This window comes from Mucilaginibacter gossypii (assembly GCF_900100945.1).
In the GTDB taxonomy this organism is placed as follows: Bacteria; Bacteroidota; Bacteroidia; order Sphingobacteriales; family Sphingobacteriaceae; genus Mucilaginibacter; species Mucilaginibacter gossypii.
On the sequence record NZ_FNCG01000006.1, the window covers coordinates 153,241 to 171,569 of the forward strand.

The following is an 18,329-nucleotide window of genomic DNA, read 5'->3' on the forward strand; positions in this document are numbered from 1 at the left end:
TACCAGCCGTAAATATAAAAGACTGGCTTGATATAGCCAGTCTTTTAAGTGTATTATTTGCATTATACAATTACCAACCCGGATTTTGGGTTAATTTACTGTTAGTGCTGATTTCACGCTGTGGTATCGGCCACAGGTAATATTGAGTTTTAAAGGTTACACCCTGCTCTGTTTGCGAAGCGGTAGGATCGGCAAAGGTGTTTGATTGCGGCAAGTAGGCCATATGGGTACGCTGCATATCAAAGTATGCCTTATTTTCATAAGCAAGCTCATGGTAGCGTTCTCTCCAGATTGCCTGGCGGAAGGTATCTTTGGTTAAATTACTCAATGGCGCAAGTTTAGCGCGTGCACGGATAGCATTAACAGCGGCATAAGCTTCAGCAGTTGGCCCGCTTACCTCATTAGTTGCTTCGGCATAGATCAACTGAGCTTCGGGCAAACGCAATAAAGTCCAGTTCTCATCACTTCGACCGCTTTGAGCAGCACTTTCAACATGGAAATATTTATAAAGTGCATGTTCGCCAAACTGGATGATGTTGCCTGGGTTACCATATTGAGGATAGCTTGAGAAATAAAACTGGCGTTCCTGTGTACGCAGGTCGCCCGCCTCGTAACTTGCCACAAACTGATTGGTAGGGATCATAGCGCCAAGGTGGTCTCCATATGCACCAACCAACAGGTTAAACGGAATAGTTAACTGAGGAATGGCATTAGTTTGAGTACCCACCAGGTAATTGATCTGGAATATTAATTCCTGCTGATTTTTGTGCGCATTATCATGCAGGAATGCATAATCAGAAAACAGAGAGTACCAACCTAAAACAGGCTCAATTTCTGATGCTGCCTTGGCATAGTTTTCAGTTTGTTTTAGCGGGAAGCCTGCTGTTGTCAAGTAAACGCTGGCCAATAAAGTTTTAACAGCCCCCAACGAAACGCGACCGCTTGCATCAGTATTCGGCATGCCTGATGCTTCGGCTGCCTGTAAATCGCTGATGATTTGTTTATAAACATCGGCCACAGGTGTACGTGAAGGATACAGATCAGGGCTGCTCACTGTTTGCGACGCGGTAATCAGCGGAACATCGCCATATAAACGCACCAGGTGGTAGTAATAAAATGCCCTGAAAAAGTAAGCTTCACCTATCAGTTTCTTTTTTAATCCATCATCCATTGGTGATATACCAGGGATCTTTTCAATGGCAAGATTTGCATTGGCGATACCCTTGTAGCAGTTGTACCACACTGTTTCAAAACCAGGATTAACTGCATCGGTACGCTGATGGATCACATTACCATTGTTTACGCTCTGTCCTAACGAAGTGGCATGACCGGCAAACAACTCCAATGTAATAAAAGGGCTTTCACCATAAGCATCTCCGTTTTGAAAAAAATACATTACGTTGTACAAACCGTTTACAAAGGTTAAAGCCTGGTTTGAGCTGACAAAATAATTATCCTTAACAAAGTTGCTCTTATTTTTTTCATCAAGATATTTTTTGCAACCACTGCCTGTAGCAGCAGCAAGGATAAGTAACAGACCACCTACCCGGTATTTTTTAAAGTTAAATTTCATAATATGATGTTTTAACATTTTTTAATTAAAGACTAACATTAACACCTAACAGGAAAGTACGTGGTTTTGGATAATCATAAAACTGGATACCCTGGGTGAAGTTGCTTGAGGCATTGTATGTTGATACCTCTGGATCATAACCCGTGTATTTGGTTATCAGGAACAGGTTTTGTGCCTGCGCATAAACCCTTAAACGGCTTAACTTTAACTTTTTAAGAATATTGTCGTTAAAAGTATAACCAAGTGTTACTGCCCTGCCGCGAATAAAATTACCGCTTTCAACTTTGGTTGAATAAATTTCGGTTTGATAACGCACATAAGCGGGCCTACTTTCGGCAATGCTGGTATTTTGGTTAGTCGGTGTCCAGGCGTTAAGTACGGTAGCGTAGCTGTTTGCCTGACCAGTGCGGTCCTGGCCCGAGTGGCGGGTAAGGTTCATGATCTGATTACCGTAATTAAATTGCAGATCAACACCCAGGTCAACGTTTTTGTAGCGGAAGTTGTTGCTGAAAGTACCATAACCATCAGGTATTGATTTACCTAATACCACTTTATCGTCAGCGCTAACTTTGCCATCGCCATTGGTATCCTGTATCTTTAGGTCGCCTGGTAACAAGCCATATTTAGCAGCTTCGGTCGCCTCAGCAGTTCCCCAGGTTCCAAGCACTTTGTAACCATAAAAACTACCGGCCGGAAGACCGACCCGCATCAGGTTAAATTGCGAAAGGAAGGTTGGAGCAAGGAAGATATCATCATTAGATGCACCTAACTGCAAGATTTTGTTTTTTAGGAAAGAAATATTAAATGTAGAATTCCAGGTGAAATCCTGCGTTTTTATAGGAGTAGCATTGATCGTGAACTCAAGACCTTTGTTTTGCAGCTTACCTATATTTTTATATACGGTTTGAAAACCGCTTGTTTCTGGCAGTGGTGCATTTAAAAGCAATGCTTTTGTCTTTTTCAGATAAGCATCTGCTTCAATGTTTAAACGATTATTAAACAAGCCTAATGAAAAGCCTAAATCATACTCCGCGGTTTTTTCCCACTGCAGATCCTCATTACCTATCGAGGTTTGCGTAGTACCTACCGCACTGTTGCCACCAAAGGCGTAGCCAACTGTATTAATATTTGCGAGTGAACGATATTCACCAATTTCGGAGTTACCGGTTAACCCGTAGCTCAGTCTCAATTTCAGATCTGATATAGTTTTATTATCCTTTAAGAAATCTTCCTGAGATACGCGCCATGCAAACGCCGCAGAAGGAAAAAAGCCGTACTTTTTGTTGGTACCAAAGCGTGAGGAGCCGTCTTCACGCCCCGTTAAAGTTAACAGGTATTTCTCGTTGTAGTTATAGTTCAATCTGGCAAAAAACGACTGCATTTGCCATGCATCATAATCAGACTCTGGTTTATTGGGTACAATACCGGCAGATAAGTTATAATACTCATAAAAATCGTCAGACAATGTACCCGTTGATCCTTTTAAACGAAGTTGCTGATAGTTTTGACGTTCGGCACCTGCAACAAGGTTTATAGTATGTACCTTGTTAAAGGTTTTGTTGTAGGTGAAATAGTTTTGCCATTGCCAAAACGTCCTGTTAAACTCCTCTATCGAGGCCGAGCTATAGCTTTGTCCTGCAACAGGGCCGCCAACAAGCCCGCTTTGAGAAGCCGGGTTATAATTAGCAGATGTAGTTACTCCCAAAACGCTGCGAAATTCAAGACCTGGCAACAGGTTTAAATTTAAATAACCATTACCGCTGAAGATACGGTTGCGGGTAAGAGATTGAATTTCGTTAGCTTGTGCTACCGGGTTATCACCGCCTTCAAGGTTAGGATAATCAGTACGTTTACCATAGGTTCCGTCAGGGTATCTAACAGGAATAAAAGGCACCATCTCAATCAACATACGCGGAATGTTGTTGCCGCCTGTACCCTGATCCTGGTTACGGCCATCCTGGTAGTTGTAGTTTAATGTAGCACCAACCTTTACCCATGGTTTTATCTGGTTATCAACCGTTAAACGCACATTATAACGTTTCAGATAGCTGTTAAGGATAATACCTTCATCATCGGCATAGTTCAGGAATAAACCATAGTTTATATTTTCGGCGCCGCCGGTGAACGCAACGTTGTGGTTTTGGCTTACCGAAGTACGGGTTGTAGCCTTTTGCCAGTCAACGTCATATAATGGATTTAAATTTTGATCGAACAGTTTACCGATAAGTGCTGTTCTTTGCGTTACAGGGTTACGGTTGGTATAGTCGCCCGCAGCCCAGCCGGTAGGGTCATATTTTTTGATATTAGCATAAGAAACGTCCTCAATCTGCATAAACTGTTTTGAGTTAAGAACAGGTATCTCCTTAAACATATGATTTACGGCCATATAGGCATCGTACGAAATAGTACCGCCTTTTTTACCTCTTTTAGTGGTAACCAAAATTACGCCGTTTGCACCGCGTGTACCATAAATAGCGGTTGATGATGCGTCTTTCAGTACGTCGATAGTTTCAATGTCATTGGGGTTAATGGCGTTACCACCCTCTGTCCAAACCACGCCATCCACAACATATAACGGATCGGTATTGGTATTGATAGAGCTGTAACCACGGATACGGATCTTGGTTGCACCGCCGGGTGCACCTGAGTTACTTGATACGTTTACGCCGGCAATTTTACCAGACAATTCCTGCTCAAGATTGGTTTGCGGGCGCTCCTGCAATTGTTTTGCACCTACGCTGCCTACCGAACCGGTAAGGTCGACCTTTTTTGCGGTACCGTAACCAACCACAACTACCTCGCTCAATGCTTTTGGTTCTTCTGCCAATACAACATCAATCTGGCTCCTGCCTCCAATAGGCACATTTTGGGTTGTATATCCTATAAATGTAAACACCAGTGTTCCGTTGGCATCTGGCGCGTTGACGGTATATTTACCATTAATATCAGTTTGTACACCAACATTGGTACCTTTAACCTTAACAGTAACACCAGGGATAGGGCCTTTGGCATCGCTTACCGTACCCGTTACTTTAATTGGGGCAACAGCTACCTGGGATACAACAGGCTCATCCTTCTTTTTAACAACAATGGTCTGATCAAAAATTTTGTAGGTAAGCGGCTGATCTTTAAAGCATTGATCAAGCGCACTCTCTATAGTTACGTTTGCAACTTCAATGTTGATTGCTCCGGCCTTTGATACATCCTGCTTATCATACATGAAATGATAGCCTGTTTGTTTTTCAATGGAGCGGAGTACTTTTTCAACGGTAGTGTTTTTTTGGTGCAAAGTAACTATCTGGCTATAACTTTTGGCGCTCACATTGGTAAGGGCCGCAATTATAATAAAGGCAGTTAGCTTCATGGCCAATATAAATTTGCGTAATTGAGGCCATGCCAAAGGCGTAGCCTTAGAATTAAAATTCATAAGTTTGTAGAGTTTGGGTTAAACATTAACTTTCAATTCATCGATTGTACTTTTTTGGGGCCCAGATGTTTATGCCGGGAAAGTACTGCGAATACTTCCCGGTTTTTTTTTATGGTAACTTTTGAGATTACATGCATGTTTAAACGCATGATAAACCGTTTTACCAATGAGGCTCCTGTACCGTGGCTAACTTATCTCAGGTATTTCTTCCATCATAGGGTTGTTTAAATTGTTAACAATTGGTTGCTTAATATAGTAGGTATAATAATTATGCTATTGTTGTATGGTAATGCGCTTATCTTCAATTTTAAATTTTACCCCGGCATAGCCAAGCATGCTCATTAATTCGGATGCTTTTACATTTCGGGAGATTCGGCCTGTAAATTCGCGCTGTGGTATTTTGCCTTCGTAGGCTACCTTAACATCATACCAACGGGCAGCCTGCCTCATAATGGCATCTATCCCCGCATCCCTAAATTGAAAGATGCCGTCTTTCCAGGCTATCTCATCATCTACATCAACATCGTTAAGTACCTTTAACTTGCCCGCTTTATTGAGTACAGCCTGCTGTCCGGGTTTTAAAATGCCGATTGCAGTGCCGTTACTTATTTTTACTGATCCTTCTAATAAAGTGGTTTTCATTTCGGCCTCGTCATTATAGGCCATGATATTGAAATGCGTACCTAAAACCTCAACTGTAGTGTTATCGGATTTAACCCTGAAAGGCATCTGCGGATTTTTGGCAACCTCAAAGTAAGCTTCGCCGGTGATGGTGACCTCACGCGTTTTGCCCGTAAACCTGGTTGGAAAGCTTAATGATGATGCCGAATTTAAACAAACCTTGCTCCCATCCGGCAAAACTAACTGGTATTGACCGCCACGCGGAGTTGAAACAGTATTTATTACCGGAGCATCAACATTAGTACCGGTTTCGTAAACCAGCTGACCGTTGCGGGTTTTATTGATTTTGGTAGTACCCTGTTGCGCCAGCAGGCCGTTTTGCGCACTGTCAAGCGTAATAGTTTTGCCATTGGCCAATGTTAAAATTGCTTTGTTACCACCGGGCAAAGCATCATTTTTAGGATGAATTTTGGCAATATTTTTTTTTGCAATAACCTGCTTTTTTTGATAGCTATAAATGTAAGCGCCGAACCCAACAAGTAATAAAAATGAAGCGGCGACCCCTAACCTTCTCCACGGGAGATTATTATTCTTTACCGGTGCAGCAACAGATTGTTCGGGATTAGTCCTTAAAATCTGCATGAGCATATCCTCGCTCTTTGAGCGGTCAAAAAGCGGCCCATGATCGTCAAGCTTATCCCAGGCATGATGTATGAGCGATGCAAGCTCCGCATCGGTTGCCGATGAGTTGATGATCTCAAATAATTCATCGCGCTCGGCTGGCGTAGCAGTGCCATTATAATAAGTATTAAACAAATAATCAAGCCGGGCGTAAAGTTCGCTCATAGTAAATGTTTTTCAGTATAACTGTATAATTGGCTACAGTGAGTTGGGGCAGATCTCATATACATGACACCTGTGAGATTAAAAAAGGGGGTATTACTTTTTGAAAAAAATAAAAAAATGAATCAGCGCCATTACTAACGCTATCGCCTCCATATGTTCATGCACATAATCCTTTATGGATGAGGTGGCAATTTGAAGGTATTTCTTGACGGTTTCGCGGGATAGCTCGAGCTCATCGGCAATCTCATGATACTTTAAGCGGTTATGCCTGCTCATAAGGTAAACTTTTTGCTGCTGAGGCGGCAACTGATCAATGGCCTCATCAATCAAATTATAATAATGATCTGTTTCCTGAACTTCGGCATTAAAAGGCACAATGCGGGTTTCTTCCAACTTTTTAAGCTGCATCTGCTCGCGGGCAACTTTTCGCAAACAATTTAAAGCATGGTTTTTTGAAATTACAAACAGGTAAGCTTTGAAATTATCAACCCCCGTAAGCGTTTCGCGGGTCATCCAGATCTTCATAAACACATCCTGTACAACCTCTTCAGCCAGTTCAGCAGAATGGGTTATACGCAAGATATGAACGCCTAAACGCTGGTGATAAACAGAAAACAATTGACGAAAAGCAAACTCATTACCCTGAGCCACTTGCAAAAGCAGTTCCTTCTCATTTGATTGAGTAAATTCAAACATAGGCTAATGTATGGTTGCCGCAAATATTATAAAATTCGCAGTATTTGCAGCATTAATAATTATATCGATGAAACCAACGTATAACTGTAAAGAAATTAAAAATGTTTGAAAAAATATAAAACGGTCACATTCTCAAAGTTTTTTAACTATTATGTATGTATTAAATAAATGTCAATCAGTACAATGGTGTTGGCAAGCCATCTAAATTTACAACCCCTTTAATACCCCTATTGTATATTCCACCTGTTCGGCATGTACATCTAAATGAGTTACAAAGCGGATCCGGTTTTTACCTGTATCGCTTGCCCTGATGCCTTTGTCTGCAAGTTTGGCAAGCACCGCAGCAGCCGGTTCAACCGTATCAAATAAAACAATATTGGTTTCAACCGGAATTACATTGCTTACCCATGGCAATCGGCCCAGTTCCTCACCCAGAATCCGTGCATGGGCATGGTCTATCTTCAGGCGTTCAACATGATGGTCAAGCGCGTAGATCCCAGCGGCAGCTAAAAACCCCGCCTGGCGCATACCGCCACCCAATACCTTGCGGATACGACGGGCATATTTAATAGTTTCTTTGTCGGCTAATAAGACAGAGCCTACAGGTGCACCCAATCCTTTTGACAGGCAAACCGAAATTCCATTAAAATATCTGCCATACTCAACCGCAGCGTCACCGGTATGCGTAAGTGCGTTAAAGATCCGGGCACCATCAAGGTGAAGCTTTAAACCTTTCTCGCGGCACAAATCGGCAATGGGCTTGATATGTTCAAGCGTATAACAACTACCACCACCCTTGTTAACTGTATTTTCGAGCACCACCAAACTGGTATGCGGGTAATGGATGTTTTCAGCATTGATCTCCGGCTCTATCATTTCGGATGTAAGGATGCCCCGGTAACCATTCAACAATCGGGTTGATACTGCCGAATTAAAAGCAATGCCCCCGCCCTCGTACCTGTAAACATGCGCGGTTTGATCGGCAATGAGCTCATCAAGCGGTTGAGTAAAACATTTAATCGCTATCTGGTTGGTCATAGTGCCCGATGGGCAAAAGATAGCCGCCTCCATACCAAACATAGCGGCAGCTTTAGCTTCAAGGGCATTTATAGTTTCGTCTTCGCCAAAAACGTCATCCCCTACTTTGGCGCTCCACATGGCTTCGAGCATGCCGGGCGTTGGTTTGGTTACGGTATCGCTTCGGAAATCAACAGTGATCATATTAAAAAGTTAAAATTTGCGTTCTTTGTATCAGAATTCAGAACTCGTTATGCGCTCAATTTTAATCATTTTATTTTTCATGCTGTGTTTTGTATCAGCAAAATCGCAAAAATGGCAACAGGGTAGCTTTACTGATGTAAAGGGCAACCGCGAAACCGGGCTGATCCGCGCTAATCCTTCAGGAAAAGGGCCAATAAAAGGTGAAGGTTTCATTGAGTTTAAGGAAAACGAAAAAACTAATCCATATAAATTAAGCGCCAGCGATTTAAGATCGTATGTTATTGGTCAGGACAGCTTTGTTGTGGCGCATGCTCCGGCAAACGAATCGTGGACCAAAGAAGAAACCGACTTTGTAAAAGTAGTGCTTGATGAGCCGGTGAAGCTATTTATGGCTAAGGGAGGTAAAGGCGGGGGAGGCAGTGGCTTTGGTATTACACCGGGGATATCAGCAGGCTACGGAAGCGGTGGTTACGGCGGCGGAATTGGCGGCGGCATCGGCATTAACCTTGGCGGCGGCGGTGGCCGGGGCGGAAGTTCAAAAACAACCTATTATTATGGTGAAACCACTGCAGGTATGAAACGCCTCACCGATGAAAATTTTGAAGATATTATGAGCGATATCATGGGAGATGAACCCGACCTTGTTGATCAGATCCATGAGCATAAATACAATCTTAAGAGTATCGATAAGCTCATTGCAAAATTTGACGAATTGCAAAAAGCCCGGCAATAAATCTCTTTATCAAGCGGCAAACGGATAGATGACTACCTGATACATCCGGGTGGTCGTTTCTGTTTATAGGGACGCATAATTTACTTTTCCCCAAACGCTTATTCTCAAATCTTGCGTCTCAAATCTGCTACCTCCCACTCTTTTTTCTCCCCTGAACATCACGTGTTTAACCACAAATGTCAATAAATTAAAAACCATTTAGCATAATTAAAAGTTATTAAACTATAGTAATTCACCAAATAAATAACTTTTAATTAATTTATATCGACATCAACGGCTACTCATTACATTTTAATTCACTAATAAAAACAGAAAGAAAGATGAACATGAAAAAGTCAGTTTTAATAGCCGTTGCTTCATTAGCTATTGGTTTTTTATCAAACAAGGCAATAGCCCAAACACAGGATACAACCAAAAAGGACACTACTAAAGCAACTGCTGCTCCTGCAACATCAACAGCTGCCGCATCAGGCGATGTGGTTGGTGTGATGTCGACCTCAACTAACTACGCGCCAATGGCGCTTGCAATAAAATCAGCTCAGCTTGAGCCAACATTGCAGGCAGCCGGCCCGTTCACCATATTTGCCCCCAATGATGTAGCTTTCAGTAAATTGCCAAAAGCACAATTTGATGCCCTAATGAAAGATCCGGCTAAATTTGCTCCGATACTGAAGTATCACGTGGTAGCAGGTAAATACACTAAAACCGATATCATTAAGGCCTTAGGTACAGGCAAAGGCAAAGCCGACCTGAAAACCATCGACGGGCAAACATTGCATTTATCTGTAAATGATAAAAGCAATTTGCAGATCACCGATGCCAAAGGCAATGCAGTGTTGGTTACCGCATTTGACACCGAGGCCAGCAATGGTGTTGTACATGGCATTAATGGCATCATGATGCCTTAATCATAAAATACTTAGTTTAATTTTAAATCCATGAAAAACCCGGTCTCAATAACCGGGTTTTTCATTTAAGACGACCTTGTTAAATAATCGGCTTTAGTTAATCTAAAATCAAAATATTTACTTTTAGTCTTCTCGTCTGTAAAGTCTCCGGTAAGTGAAAAACCTGTCTTTTTTAACAGCCTTACCGAGCTTTCGTTCCCCTGTTTCGGACAAGCGGTTATCAATTCAAAATATTGATCATTAAAACCAAAAGCCAACACTGCAGAAATGGCTTCCTGCATAATACTCTGTCCATGGTAATCCGGATGAAGTTCATAGCCTATTTCGGCCTTTTTATTAGTTGGCTCAAGGTTCCAGTAACAAATAGATCCAATCAGCTCCTCTTTATCTTTTAAGGTTATCCCCCAGTAAAAGCCTTCGCCCCCACTTACTATTGCTTTTATCTTATTAATAAATGATAATGCCTGATCAATGGTGGTATCATTTGGCCGGTCCAGATATTTGTTCACTTCAGCATTAGAGCGGATAGCCAGGATCTGAGCGGCATCAGAATCAAGCAGCCCGCGTAAGCGCAAACGATCAGTAGTGAGCAAAGGTAATTCAGACATATGCATGTTATTCAATTTTTTTATTTTCCCTGTCGGCAATGAAAACCACGGGCAAACCAATACAGATCACCAGCGTAAGCATCCCAATGAGGATAGTAGTTACAGGTATATGGTACCCTGGCTTCGTCGTTATTTTACTGAGGGGTATTACACCTAAATTCATGATCAACCATGCCGCGATGCCGTATACAACTGCCACAAAGTACTTGTTGCGTAATCCGTTATAAAAGAATGGATACAGCAGAAAAAATACCGCGCTGAATAGAAAAGCGATCACATAATGAAAAATAACCCCGGCAACTATAATTTCGGCCCCGCCTGCAAAAGCCGCCGGTCCGAAGGCCCCGCTGGCAATAAACTTAAAAATAACACCAGGGTTTACTTTATAGTTCAGGATCATGGCTGCAAGTCCATCAAGCGTACCCGTTATAAACCCGGCGAACAGGATATTGACAAGTTTACTTTTCTTTTTCGGGTTTTCTTTTTTTAACATGGCAGAAGTTACAGAAGCGTAAATTTATGCTTTTAGGACGCTGTTTAAAAAAGAACAGAAAGTTTTTTGTAGAGGCGCATAATTGCGTCTCCCGGAAGACAAGCCGATTTAAAGGCTCCTGATCCTGTCGGAAATTGCATGTGGAAGACTCAATTATACGTCTCTACATTTAAAAACAATCAAATTTAAATAGCGTTTAAGACGCAATAAATTATATATGAAATACATTTTTAACCAATTGGATTCCAGCAATCAGATTATCACTTCAGATATTCATCCATAAAATAAAACACTCTTTTCCTGATCTCTTCGGCATCAAACATTACCCCGTAATGAGGCGCGTTGGGTACAATAATAAGTTCATTTTTAACACCGACAAGTTTAAGGTATGAACTTAGCAAAACCGATTGGGTGTAATTGACCGATTCATCCTTTTCGCCCTGAACAATGAGAAATGGCGGGTCGTTTTTATCAACATAGGTAACCGGGCTGGCTATATTGGCCAGATCGGGCCGCTCAATAGCATAAGCGCCAAGCAGCAGGTTAACCGGGCTCTTAGGATCATTAACATCGGTACCTTTAAGCGACAGGAAATTTGACGGACCGTAAAAGTCAAGCGCCAGTTTTATTTTAAAATGAGGTTTGTTTCCGTTGGGATAAAACTCCTTAATATTATTGTTATTGGATAAAGCAAGTAACGATGCCAGATGCCCTCCGGCCGAAAAACCTATCACCCCAAACTTATCTTTGTTAAGCTTATATTTTGATGCGTTTTGATAAAGAAACTCAATAGCCTGGTTACAATCCTGAATCTGCGCAGGAAATGGCGCGGTAGTACTCCAGCGGTAATCGATAGAGGCCACAGCATATCCGTTATCAATAAAACCCTGCACGGTTTTCTGCATATAGCCCATATCGGCATATTTATCATTCAGCATCCATGCACCACCGTGGATCCAGATAATAACCGAATAGCTTTCTTTGACTACCGGAGGCAGATAAACATCTAATAAGTGTTTTTTTAAGGTATCACCGGCATAATTAACATCACCATACAATATGGTGCCTTTTGGGAAAAATGGCTGTTTAGGACTTGATGTTTGTGCACAGACCGATATAGATAGGGTGCTAATCGTAACGATCAGCAGATTTTGGATTATCTTTTTCATAATTGGTTAATTGTTTAAAGATAATCCATATCCTTAAAAATCAACAACTAAATCCCAATCGAAAAATATAATATCCAGGCAATAAACAGTATTTGCAACGGAATGCGAAACCACAGGTAACCGGTACCGCTGCCATCATAAGTAGCTTTTTCTAAATCCACATGCTTCATGGCTGCATTGATATTAGCAGGCAGCATGACCACAAACAGAACAAGCAAGATAATCCCTGCTATATGCCTTGTAGCGTTAACCACCAGCAAAGCGCCGAGAACTATTTCCATTATCCCGGTTAAATAAACTAACGCTCCTTTAAACGGGATAAATGCAGGCATCATCATAACCATCCCTTTGGTAAACATAAAATGCCCCAATGAGGTAAACCAAAGCATCAGCATCATAGCTATGTTACCACTGAGCATGATATTCCAATCATCAACAAAAAGCCGGGAAATAACGGTCGTGAGGATAAAACCTATGATGAGAACGAGCAGGACTTTCATAAGGATTAACTAAAGTAAATATCGAATATCAGGCTTTTATCAATTGTTCGCCTTCTATCTTTTTTTGCAATTCCAATATAGCGCCAATTAAGGCTTCTGGCCTTGGCGGGCATCCTTGTACATAAACATCAACAGGAATTACCCTGTCAACTCCTTTTACCACGTGGTAGCCATGCTGCCAGTACGGACCGCCGCAGTTGGAGCATGAGCCCATCGAAATCACGTATTTAGGATCTGGCATTTGTTCGTAAAGGCGTTTAATACGTTCGGCCATTTTAAAGGTAACGGTACCTGCAATAATGATTACATCGGCCTGCCGGGCAGATGGACGCGGGAAAACACCAAAGCGGTCGAGGTCATAGGTTGAGGCCATGGAGCCCATCATTTCAATAGCGCAACAGGCTATACCAAAACTAAGCGGCCATAATGAAGATAAACGTGCCCAGTTAAGCAGGTCGTTCATTTTGGTTATCACTACACCACCATTCTCACTGGTTATATCGTTATTCATTTGCAGGCTTTTTAAAGGCGGGTTTAAACATAGGTTTGCGTGCGGGCTCAGTTGGCGGAGTGGTAGTAGCAGCGGCAGATGGAGTGGCAGCAGCAGTTGCAGTTACTACAGTATCAGCATTGAAAGCTTTTACCGTAAACCTGCTTTGCTCCTGATTTAACTGCTCATACAAGGTTGGCGGGATATGCACATCGGTATGCGGTACAACAGGGGTCGGTTTTATCCAATCCAGGTCGCCTTTGCGCCAAACGTATATTAAACCTACAATCAGGATACCTAAAAACACAAACATCTCAGCCAATGAAAGCCATCCCCAGCGCACATCCTGCGCAGCAATCTCATGGCTGCCAAATACCGTTGCCCATGGAAAAATAAAAACCATCTCCACATCAAACAACAGGAAAACTAAAGCTATAACATAAAAGCGGGGATTAAAGGGCAACCAGGCATTGCCTGTTGGTTCTTCACCACATTCGTACGAGCTAAGTTTTTCGGCGTTAGGATTATTGGGGGCTAAAAGTCTGTTGATAAAAAATATCACACACACCATTATTATCCCCGTAATAATAAAGATGAGTATCTTTCCAAATTCTGATATTTGCGAAACATCCGTCATGAGTACAAATTTAGTAAAACAAACAGATTTTGACGCTATAATAATTGGTGGAGGCGCATGCGGCCTCATGTGTGCCGTACAGGCCGGCTTTTTAGGCAAGCGGGTACTGGTACTTGAAAAAAACGACCGCGTTGGCGCCAAGATCCTTATTAGCGGCGGCGGGCGTTGTAACTATACCAACCTTTACGCTACAGATCAGCAATTTATATCGCAAAATCCACACTTCTGTAAATCAGCCTTTTCACAATGGACAGTTGATGATACCATCAGCTTTTTTGAAACTTATGGCATTACCGGCAAAGAAAAAACATTAGGTCAGCTTTTCCCGGTAAGCGACAAAGCAAAGGATGTAGTTGAGGTTTTCACGAACCTGTGCGACGACCTTGGCCAGGAGATCTGGGTAAATGCCGAAGTTAAAATGGTAGAAAAAACTGACGATGGTTTTACAGTTCGGGCCGAAGTTAACGGCAAACAGGAATATATAAGCGCTGCCAGTGTAGTGATGGCTGCCGGCGGTTTGCCCATCCCCAAAATGGGCGCTACCGATTTCGGACTCCGAACGGCGCGCAATTTTGGTTTAAAAGTTACCGACACCGCCCCTGCCCTGGTGCCCCTTACAATTACCGGCAAAGACCAGCCCTGGTATGAGCAATTATCAGGCAATAGCATTTTTTGTAGGGTTTGGAACGATAGGGCAAGCTTTGAAGAAAATATCCTGTTTACCCACTGGGGCCTCAGCGGACCAGCCATATTACAAATCTCCTCCTATTGGAAACCAGGAGAATCCATTAACATCGATCTCCTGCCCAATCAAAATATTGCCGGCCTGATCCAACAGGAAAAGGAAACCAACGGCAAAAAAATGCTGCTTGCATACATCGCATCTTTATATACCCGCAAGTTTGCCGAAGCGTTGAGCGACAAACTCCCCGCCGAAAAAAACATGGCATCGCTCACCAAAACCGACATTGAAAACATCAGCACCCTCATTCATGATTTTAAGGTAAAACCTGCCGGCGATAAAGGTTATGACAAGGCCGAAGTAATGCGCGGCGGTGTATCTACAGATGAGCTTTCGTCAAAAACACTGGAAGCTAAGAAAGTCCCCGGGCTGTTTTTTGGCGGCGAATGTGTGGATGTTACAGGATGGCTTGGGGGCTATAATTTTCAATGGGCCTGGGCAAGCGGCTTTGTGATAGCGCAAAACATATGACCGTTGACTTTTTTGCGATTACGCTGATTTCGTTGATGCTATTTTACCAGCTAACCTGCCACTATCATTCATTTGCCGACGTTCGGTGATGCCGGGAAATCCTCCTTTGCAATTGTAACAAATCGGGTGTCCCAATTTTTTGATTCTCCAAAAAAAAATAAAAAAAAGCCCGGCGTTCTTTTTTAAAAAAGAGGACTGTTCCATTTTTTGAGAGTGAAAACGCGGAACGCTTTAAAAATGAAACACATTGATTATCAAATACATAATATTTTACACGAAACACTGTTAAATATCTAATTATCAACAATTAAAACTTTAAGGAGTAAGCGCTTCTGGTTTCACATACGGGCTAAAACACCCTTTTTATTTTGCCATTTTTTAAGCCTTTTTGGATTTTTTTGATATTGACCGCGCCGGTTAGAAATAGCGCTGACAAAATAGCGCCACCAAAGTTATGAGTGTAAATACCTATTTTTAATAGCGTTTTTTAACTACCGCTCCACTATCTTATAATTCCTGTACTCACCAACGCGCCAGCCCGTAAGGTCTTCAATCTTTTGCAGTGCCTTACGGCGGAAGTCCATACCAGCCCTTAGTTTTTTGGAGTCAAAATCGATATTCCAGTTAGTAGCTGTTATTCGTTTTTGCATGGTTGCCGGATGCGTGCCGGTAAAGCGGATCAAGCGATCTGCATTGCCATAATCAAACTCATAGGTTTCGGGCAAGTGTTCAGCAAACCAGGTTTCGTCGTGATAAAATTTATTAAAGTTACGCACCTTATGGGTTAACCCTTGTGGTGGCTTTGCCCAGCCGTAATGATATATATAGGCATCAATAAGCTTTACGTTGATTTTACGATCATCAAGCCTGAATCCCTGAGCATCACGATATGAATGGATACCCTTAATATTTTTGAGCAACCGGATTTCGCGGCGGTACCAGCGCCTTGAATGCCCGTAATAGTCATATGAGCCATAAAAATGCAGGTATTTAAACAGTAAGCCTTCAATGTTGGGTTTATTTAAAGCTTCATGCATTTCCTTTTTGATAAGCGGATGATATTTTTCATGCACCGCTTCGTCGCCCTGGATATAGAAACACCAGTCGGCATCGGGCGATATAGCTGCAAAAGCCTTATCTGTTTCGGCAGCGAAAACCTTTCCGCCTTCCCTTAATGATTCATCCCAAACCGAATCAATGATTTTTATAACCGGCGAGTTGATGCCCTCGATCAATCCCCGGGTACCATCATCGGAGTTACCTACTACTACAATAAATTCATCGCAAAGCGGTAATATGGATGTAATGGCCTCAACAATGGGATAATCATTACGTACAGCGTTCTTGATAAAGGTAAAACCGGATACTTTCATATGCGGCGTAAAGATAATAACAGAATCAAGACTTCAGGATACAAGATTCAAGACATCGCTTCCCAAGATCAACAGATTGCAGGTATCTTCAATTTGTGACATTGGGATTAGTGCATTTTGCATCCCGATGCGTTACTTTGCAAATAATAAAATTACTGCGCAGTTTGCGGTAATCCATATCAATAAATATCACTATGAAGGCACTCGCCAGGCAACTTTTCAAAACTTTTCTTTTTTCGGTAATCATATCTATAGTAGCAAGTGCGGTTTATTACTCGCTGCAGCATAAAGGCGTAAGCCAGGACCTAAACGGGATACTCCCCTCATTGTCCGAAAGCGTGGCTTTACTCAACATCTTTATTTTAATAATGACCCTGCCCATGTTGTTTTTAGCCAACCCGGCGTATTACAACAATCTGTCTATAAGGCTGGTGCTTTATTTTTCGGGCTCTGTTGTATTTGTCATTACCGCCTTCCGTTTACAGCTAAACCCCGAAAACAAAACGCTTTACTTTATTACGGCCATTAGTTTTATCATAGTACACAGCGTTTTCTATTATCTAATGACCAAAAAACGACGTTGAACCATTGTTGTTTAAAGCATTTATAGGCTTTTTGAAAGATTTAGGCTAAACTTGCATCTTCAAATATGAAAGCATTTTACGGAGATTTAAAACTGGGTATTTTAGGCGGCGGACAGTTAGGACGTATGCTGATACAGCAAGCCATAAACTATAATGTTACTGTTAAAATTCTTGATCCGGACCGCGAAGCGCCTTGCCGCAAACTGTGTGACGAGTTTACCGTAGGCTCATTGGGTGATTATGAAACCGTTTATAACTTTGGTAAAACTGTCGACCTGCTTACCATTGAAATAGAGAAGGTTAACGTTGACGCCCTTGAACAGCTTGAAAAAGAGGGTGTACTGGTTTATCCGCAATCCCGCATTATCAGGCTGATTCAAGATAAAGGTTTGCAGAAGCAATTTTTCAAGGAAAACGATATCCCTACTGCCGATTTCCAGATCATATCATCACCCCAACAGCTACAACAAAGTTTAATCCCGTTTCCTTATATCCAGAAACTACGTAAGGATGGCTATGACGGCAAAGGCGTATACAAAGTAATTGATGAAAGTTACCTTGCCGGCGCTTTTAAAGAGCCGAGCCTGATTGAGCAATGGATAGATTTTGAAAAAGAGATTGCTGTAATTGTTGCCCGTAATGAAAACGGCGAGATCAGCACGTTCCCGATGGTTGAAATGGAGTTCAACCCTAAAGCCAACCTCGTGGAGTTTTTGATCGCTCCCTCTACCCTTCCATTCGCCATCCAACAAAAAGCAGAACAAATAGCTAAAAAGATTGCCGATAGTCTTAAAATTGTTGGCTTGCTGGCGGTTGAAATGTTTTTAGATAAGCAAGGCCGCATCCTGGTGAATGAGCTTGCCCCGCGCCCGCATAACAGTGGTCACCAAACTATTGAAGGCAATGTGATATCACAATTTGAGCAGCATTTGAGGGCGATATTTAATCAGCCTTTGGGCGATACCTCCTGCCTTAATAATGCCATTATGGTAAACGTTTTAGGTGAAGCCGGTTATGAAGGACCAGCTATTTACCAGGGCATCGAAAAAGTATTGAAAGTACCGGGTGTGTATATTCACCTTTATGGTAAAGCTTTAACTAAACCATTTAGGAAGATGGGGCACGTTACTATTGTAGATGCCGATAGAGAAAAGGCGATTGAAAAGGCAAGATTTGTGCAGAAAACACTGAAAGTAATTAGTTAATAAAGAAATAGCCACACGTCATTGCGAGGCAC

The 18,329-nt window shown here is 42.1% G+C and carries 17 protein-coding genes; 5 read left to right on the plus strand and 12 right to left on the minus strand.

The annotated features are described in order from the left end of the window. Positions 1-70 precede the first annotated feature (70 nt). From BLS28_RS13785 to BLS28_RS13805, 5 genes are all read right to left on the minus strand, one after another. The gene (locus BLS28_RS13785) at positions 71-1,573 is read right to left on the minus strand and encodes a RagB/SusD family nutrient uptake outer membrane protein (RefSeq protein WP_091167949.1); all 1,503 of its coding nucleotides are present in this window, start codon (positions 1,571-1,573) and stop codon (positions 71-73) included. A gap of 25 nt (positions 1,574-1,598) precedes the next feature. Then, the gene (locus BLS28_RS13790) at positions 1,599-5,000 is read right to left on the minus strand and encodes a TonB-dependent receptor (protein ID WP_091167952.1); all 3,402 of its coding nucleotides are present in this window, start codon (positions 4,998-5,000) and stop codon (positions 1,599-1,601) included. 273 nt (positions 5,001-5,273) lie between these two features. Continuing rightward, positions 5,274-6,467 carry a FecR family protein gene (locus BLS28_RS13795; RefSeq protein WP_091167955.1) on the minus strand — a complete coding sequence of 398 codons (1,194 nt, stop codon included), beginning with the start codon at positions 6,465-6,467 and terminating at the stop codon, positions 5,274-5,276. Between the two features lie 93 nt (positions 6,468-6,560). Then, on the minus strand, positions 6,561-7,163 hold the full coding sequence (locus BLS28_RS13800; RefSeq protein ID WP_091167958.1) for an RNA polymerase sigma factor: 603 nt from the start codon (positions 7,161-7,163) through the stop codon (positions 6,561-6,563). Positions 7,164-7,370: 207 nt separating this feature from the next. Then, a complete protein-coding gene (locus BLS28_RS13805) occupies positions 7,371-8,384 on the minus strand; it encodes a threonine aldolase family protein (RefSeq protein ID WP_176844458.1) in 1,014 nt (337 codons plus the stop codon). A gap of 79 nt (positions 8,385-8,463) precedes the next feature. On the opposite strand from BLS28_RS13805, the gene BLS28_RS13810 reads away from it, so the two are divergent. After that, entirely contained in the window at positions 8,464-9,117 is a 654-nt protein-coding gene (locus BLS28_RS13810) for a hypothetical protein (RefSeq protein ID WP_143020758.1), read from the plus strand. Between the two features lie 326 nt (positions 9,118-9,443). Further along, a complete protein-coding gene (locus BLS28_RS13815; RefSeq protein WP_176844459.1) occupies positions 9,444-10,025 on the plus strand; it encodes a fasciclin domain-containing protein in 582 nt (193 codons plus the stop codon). A 65-nt stretch (positions 10,026-10,090) separates the two neighbouring features. On the opposite strand, the gene BLS28_RS13820 is transcribed toward BLS28_RS13815, so the two are convergent. The 6 genes from BLS28_RS13820 to BLS28_RS13845 all read right to left on the minus strand — a co-directional run bounded on the left by BLS28_RS13820 (position 10,091) and on the right by BLS28_RS13845 (position 13,856). Then, positions 10,091-10,633 carry a GNAT family N-acetyltransferase gene (locus BLS28_RS13820; protein ID WP_176844460.1) on the minus strand — a complete coding sequence of 181 codons (543 nt, stop codon included), beginning with the start codon at positions 10,631-10,633 and terminating at the stop codon, positions 10,091-10,093. 7 nt (positions 10,634-10,640) lie between these two features. Next, a complete protein-coding gene (locus BLS28_RS13825) occupies positions 10,641-11,126 on the minus strand; it encodes a hypothetical protein (RefSeq protein ID WP_091167969.1) in 486 nt (161 codons plus the stop codon). Positions 11,127-11,386: 260 nt separating this feature from the next. Next, on the minus strand, positions 11,387-12,295 hold the full coding sequence (locus tag BLS28_RS13830; RefSeq protein WP_091167972.1) for an alpha/beta hydrolase: 909 nt from the start codon (positions 12,293-12,295) through the stop codon (positions 11,387-11,389). Positions 12,296-12,342: 47 nt separating this feature from the next. After that, on the minus strand, positions 12,343-12,795 hold the full coding sequence (locus BLS28_RS13835) for a DoxX family protein (RefSeq protein WP_091167975.1): 453 nt from the start codon (positions 12,793-12,795) through the stop codon (positions 12,343-12,345). Positions 12,796-12,823: 28 nt separating this feature from the next. After that, complete coding sequence (locus BLS28_RS13840; protein ID WP_091167978.1) at positions 12,824-13,306, minus strand: NADH-quinone oxidoreductase subunit B; 483 nt, start codon at positions 13,304-13,306, stop codon at positions 12,824-12,826. Beyond that, the gene (locus BLS28_RS13845) at positions 13,299-13,856 is read right to left on the minus strand and encodes an NADH-quinone oxidoreductase subunit A (protein WP_256337425.1); all 558 of its coding nucleotides are present in this window, start codon (positions 13,854-13,856) and stop codon (positions 13,299-13,301) included. Before BLS28_RS13845 ends, BLS28_RS13840 begins: the two co-directional genes overlap by 8 nt. A gap of 64 nt (positions 13,857-13,920) precedes the next feature. Between BLS28_RS13845 and BLS28_RS13850 the strand changes: the two genes are divergently transcribed. Then, positions 13,921-15,135 carry a BaiN/RdsA family NAD(P)/FAD-dependent oxidoreductase gene (locus BLS28_RS13850; RefSeq protein ID WP_091167983.1) on the plus strand — a complete coding sequence of 405 codons (1,215 nt, stop codon included), beginning with the start codon at positions 13,921-13,923 and terminating at the stop codon, positions 15,133-15,135. Between the two features lie 491 nt (positions 15,136-15,626). On the opposite strand, the gene BLS28_RS13860 is transcribed toward BLS28_RS13850, so the two are convergent. Further along, positions 15,627-16,508, minus strand: coding sequence for a glycosyltransferase family protein (locus BLS28_RS13860; RefSeq protein ID WP_091167987.1), 882 nt, complete (start codon positions 16,506-16,508; stop codon positions 15,627-15,629). Between the two features lie 194 nt (positions 16,509-16,702). Here BLS28_RS13860 and BLS28_RS13865 point away from each other — a divergent pair, with 194 nt between their 5' ends. Both BLS28_RS13865 and BLS28_RS13870 read left to right on the plus strand, forming a co-directional pair. Further along, positions 16,703-17,092: a hypothetical protein gene (locus BLS28_RS13865; protein ID WP_090524856.1), complete on the plus strand. Its 390-nt coding sequence runs from the start codon at positions 16,703-16,705 to the stop codon at positions 17,090-17,092. Between the two features lie 65 nt (positions 17,093-17,157). After that, positions 17,158-18,297, plus strand: coding sequence for a 5-(carboxyamino)imidazole ribonucleotide synthase (locus tag BLS28_RS13870; protein ID WP_091167991.1), 1,140 nt, complete (start codon positions 17,158-17,160; stop codon positions 18,295-18,297). Positions 18,298-18,329: the final 32 nt, after the last annotated feature.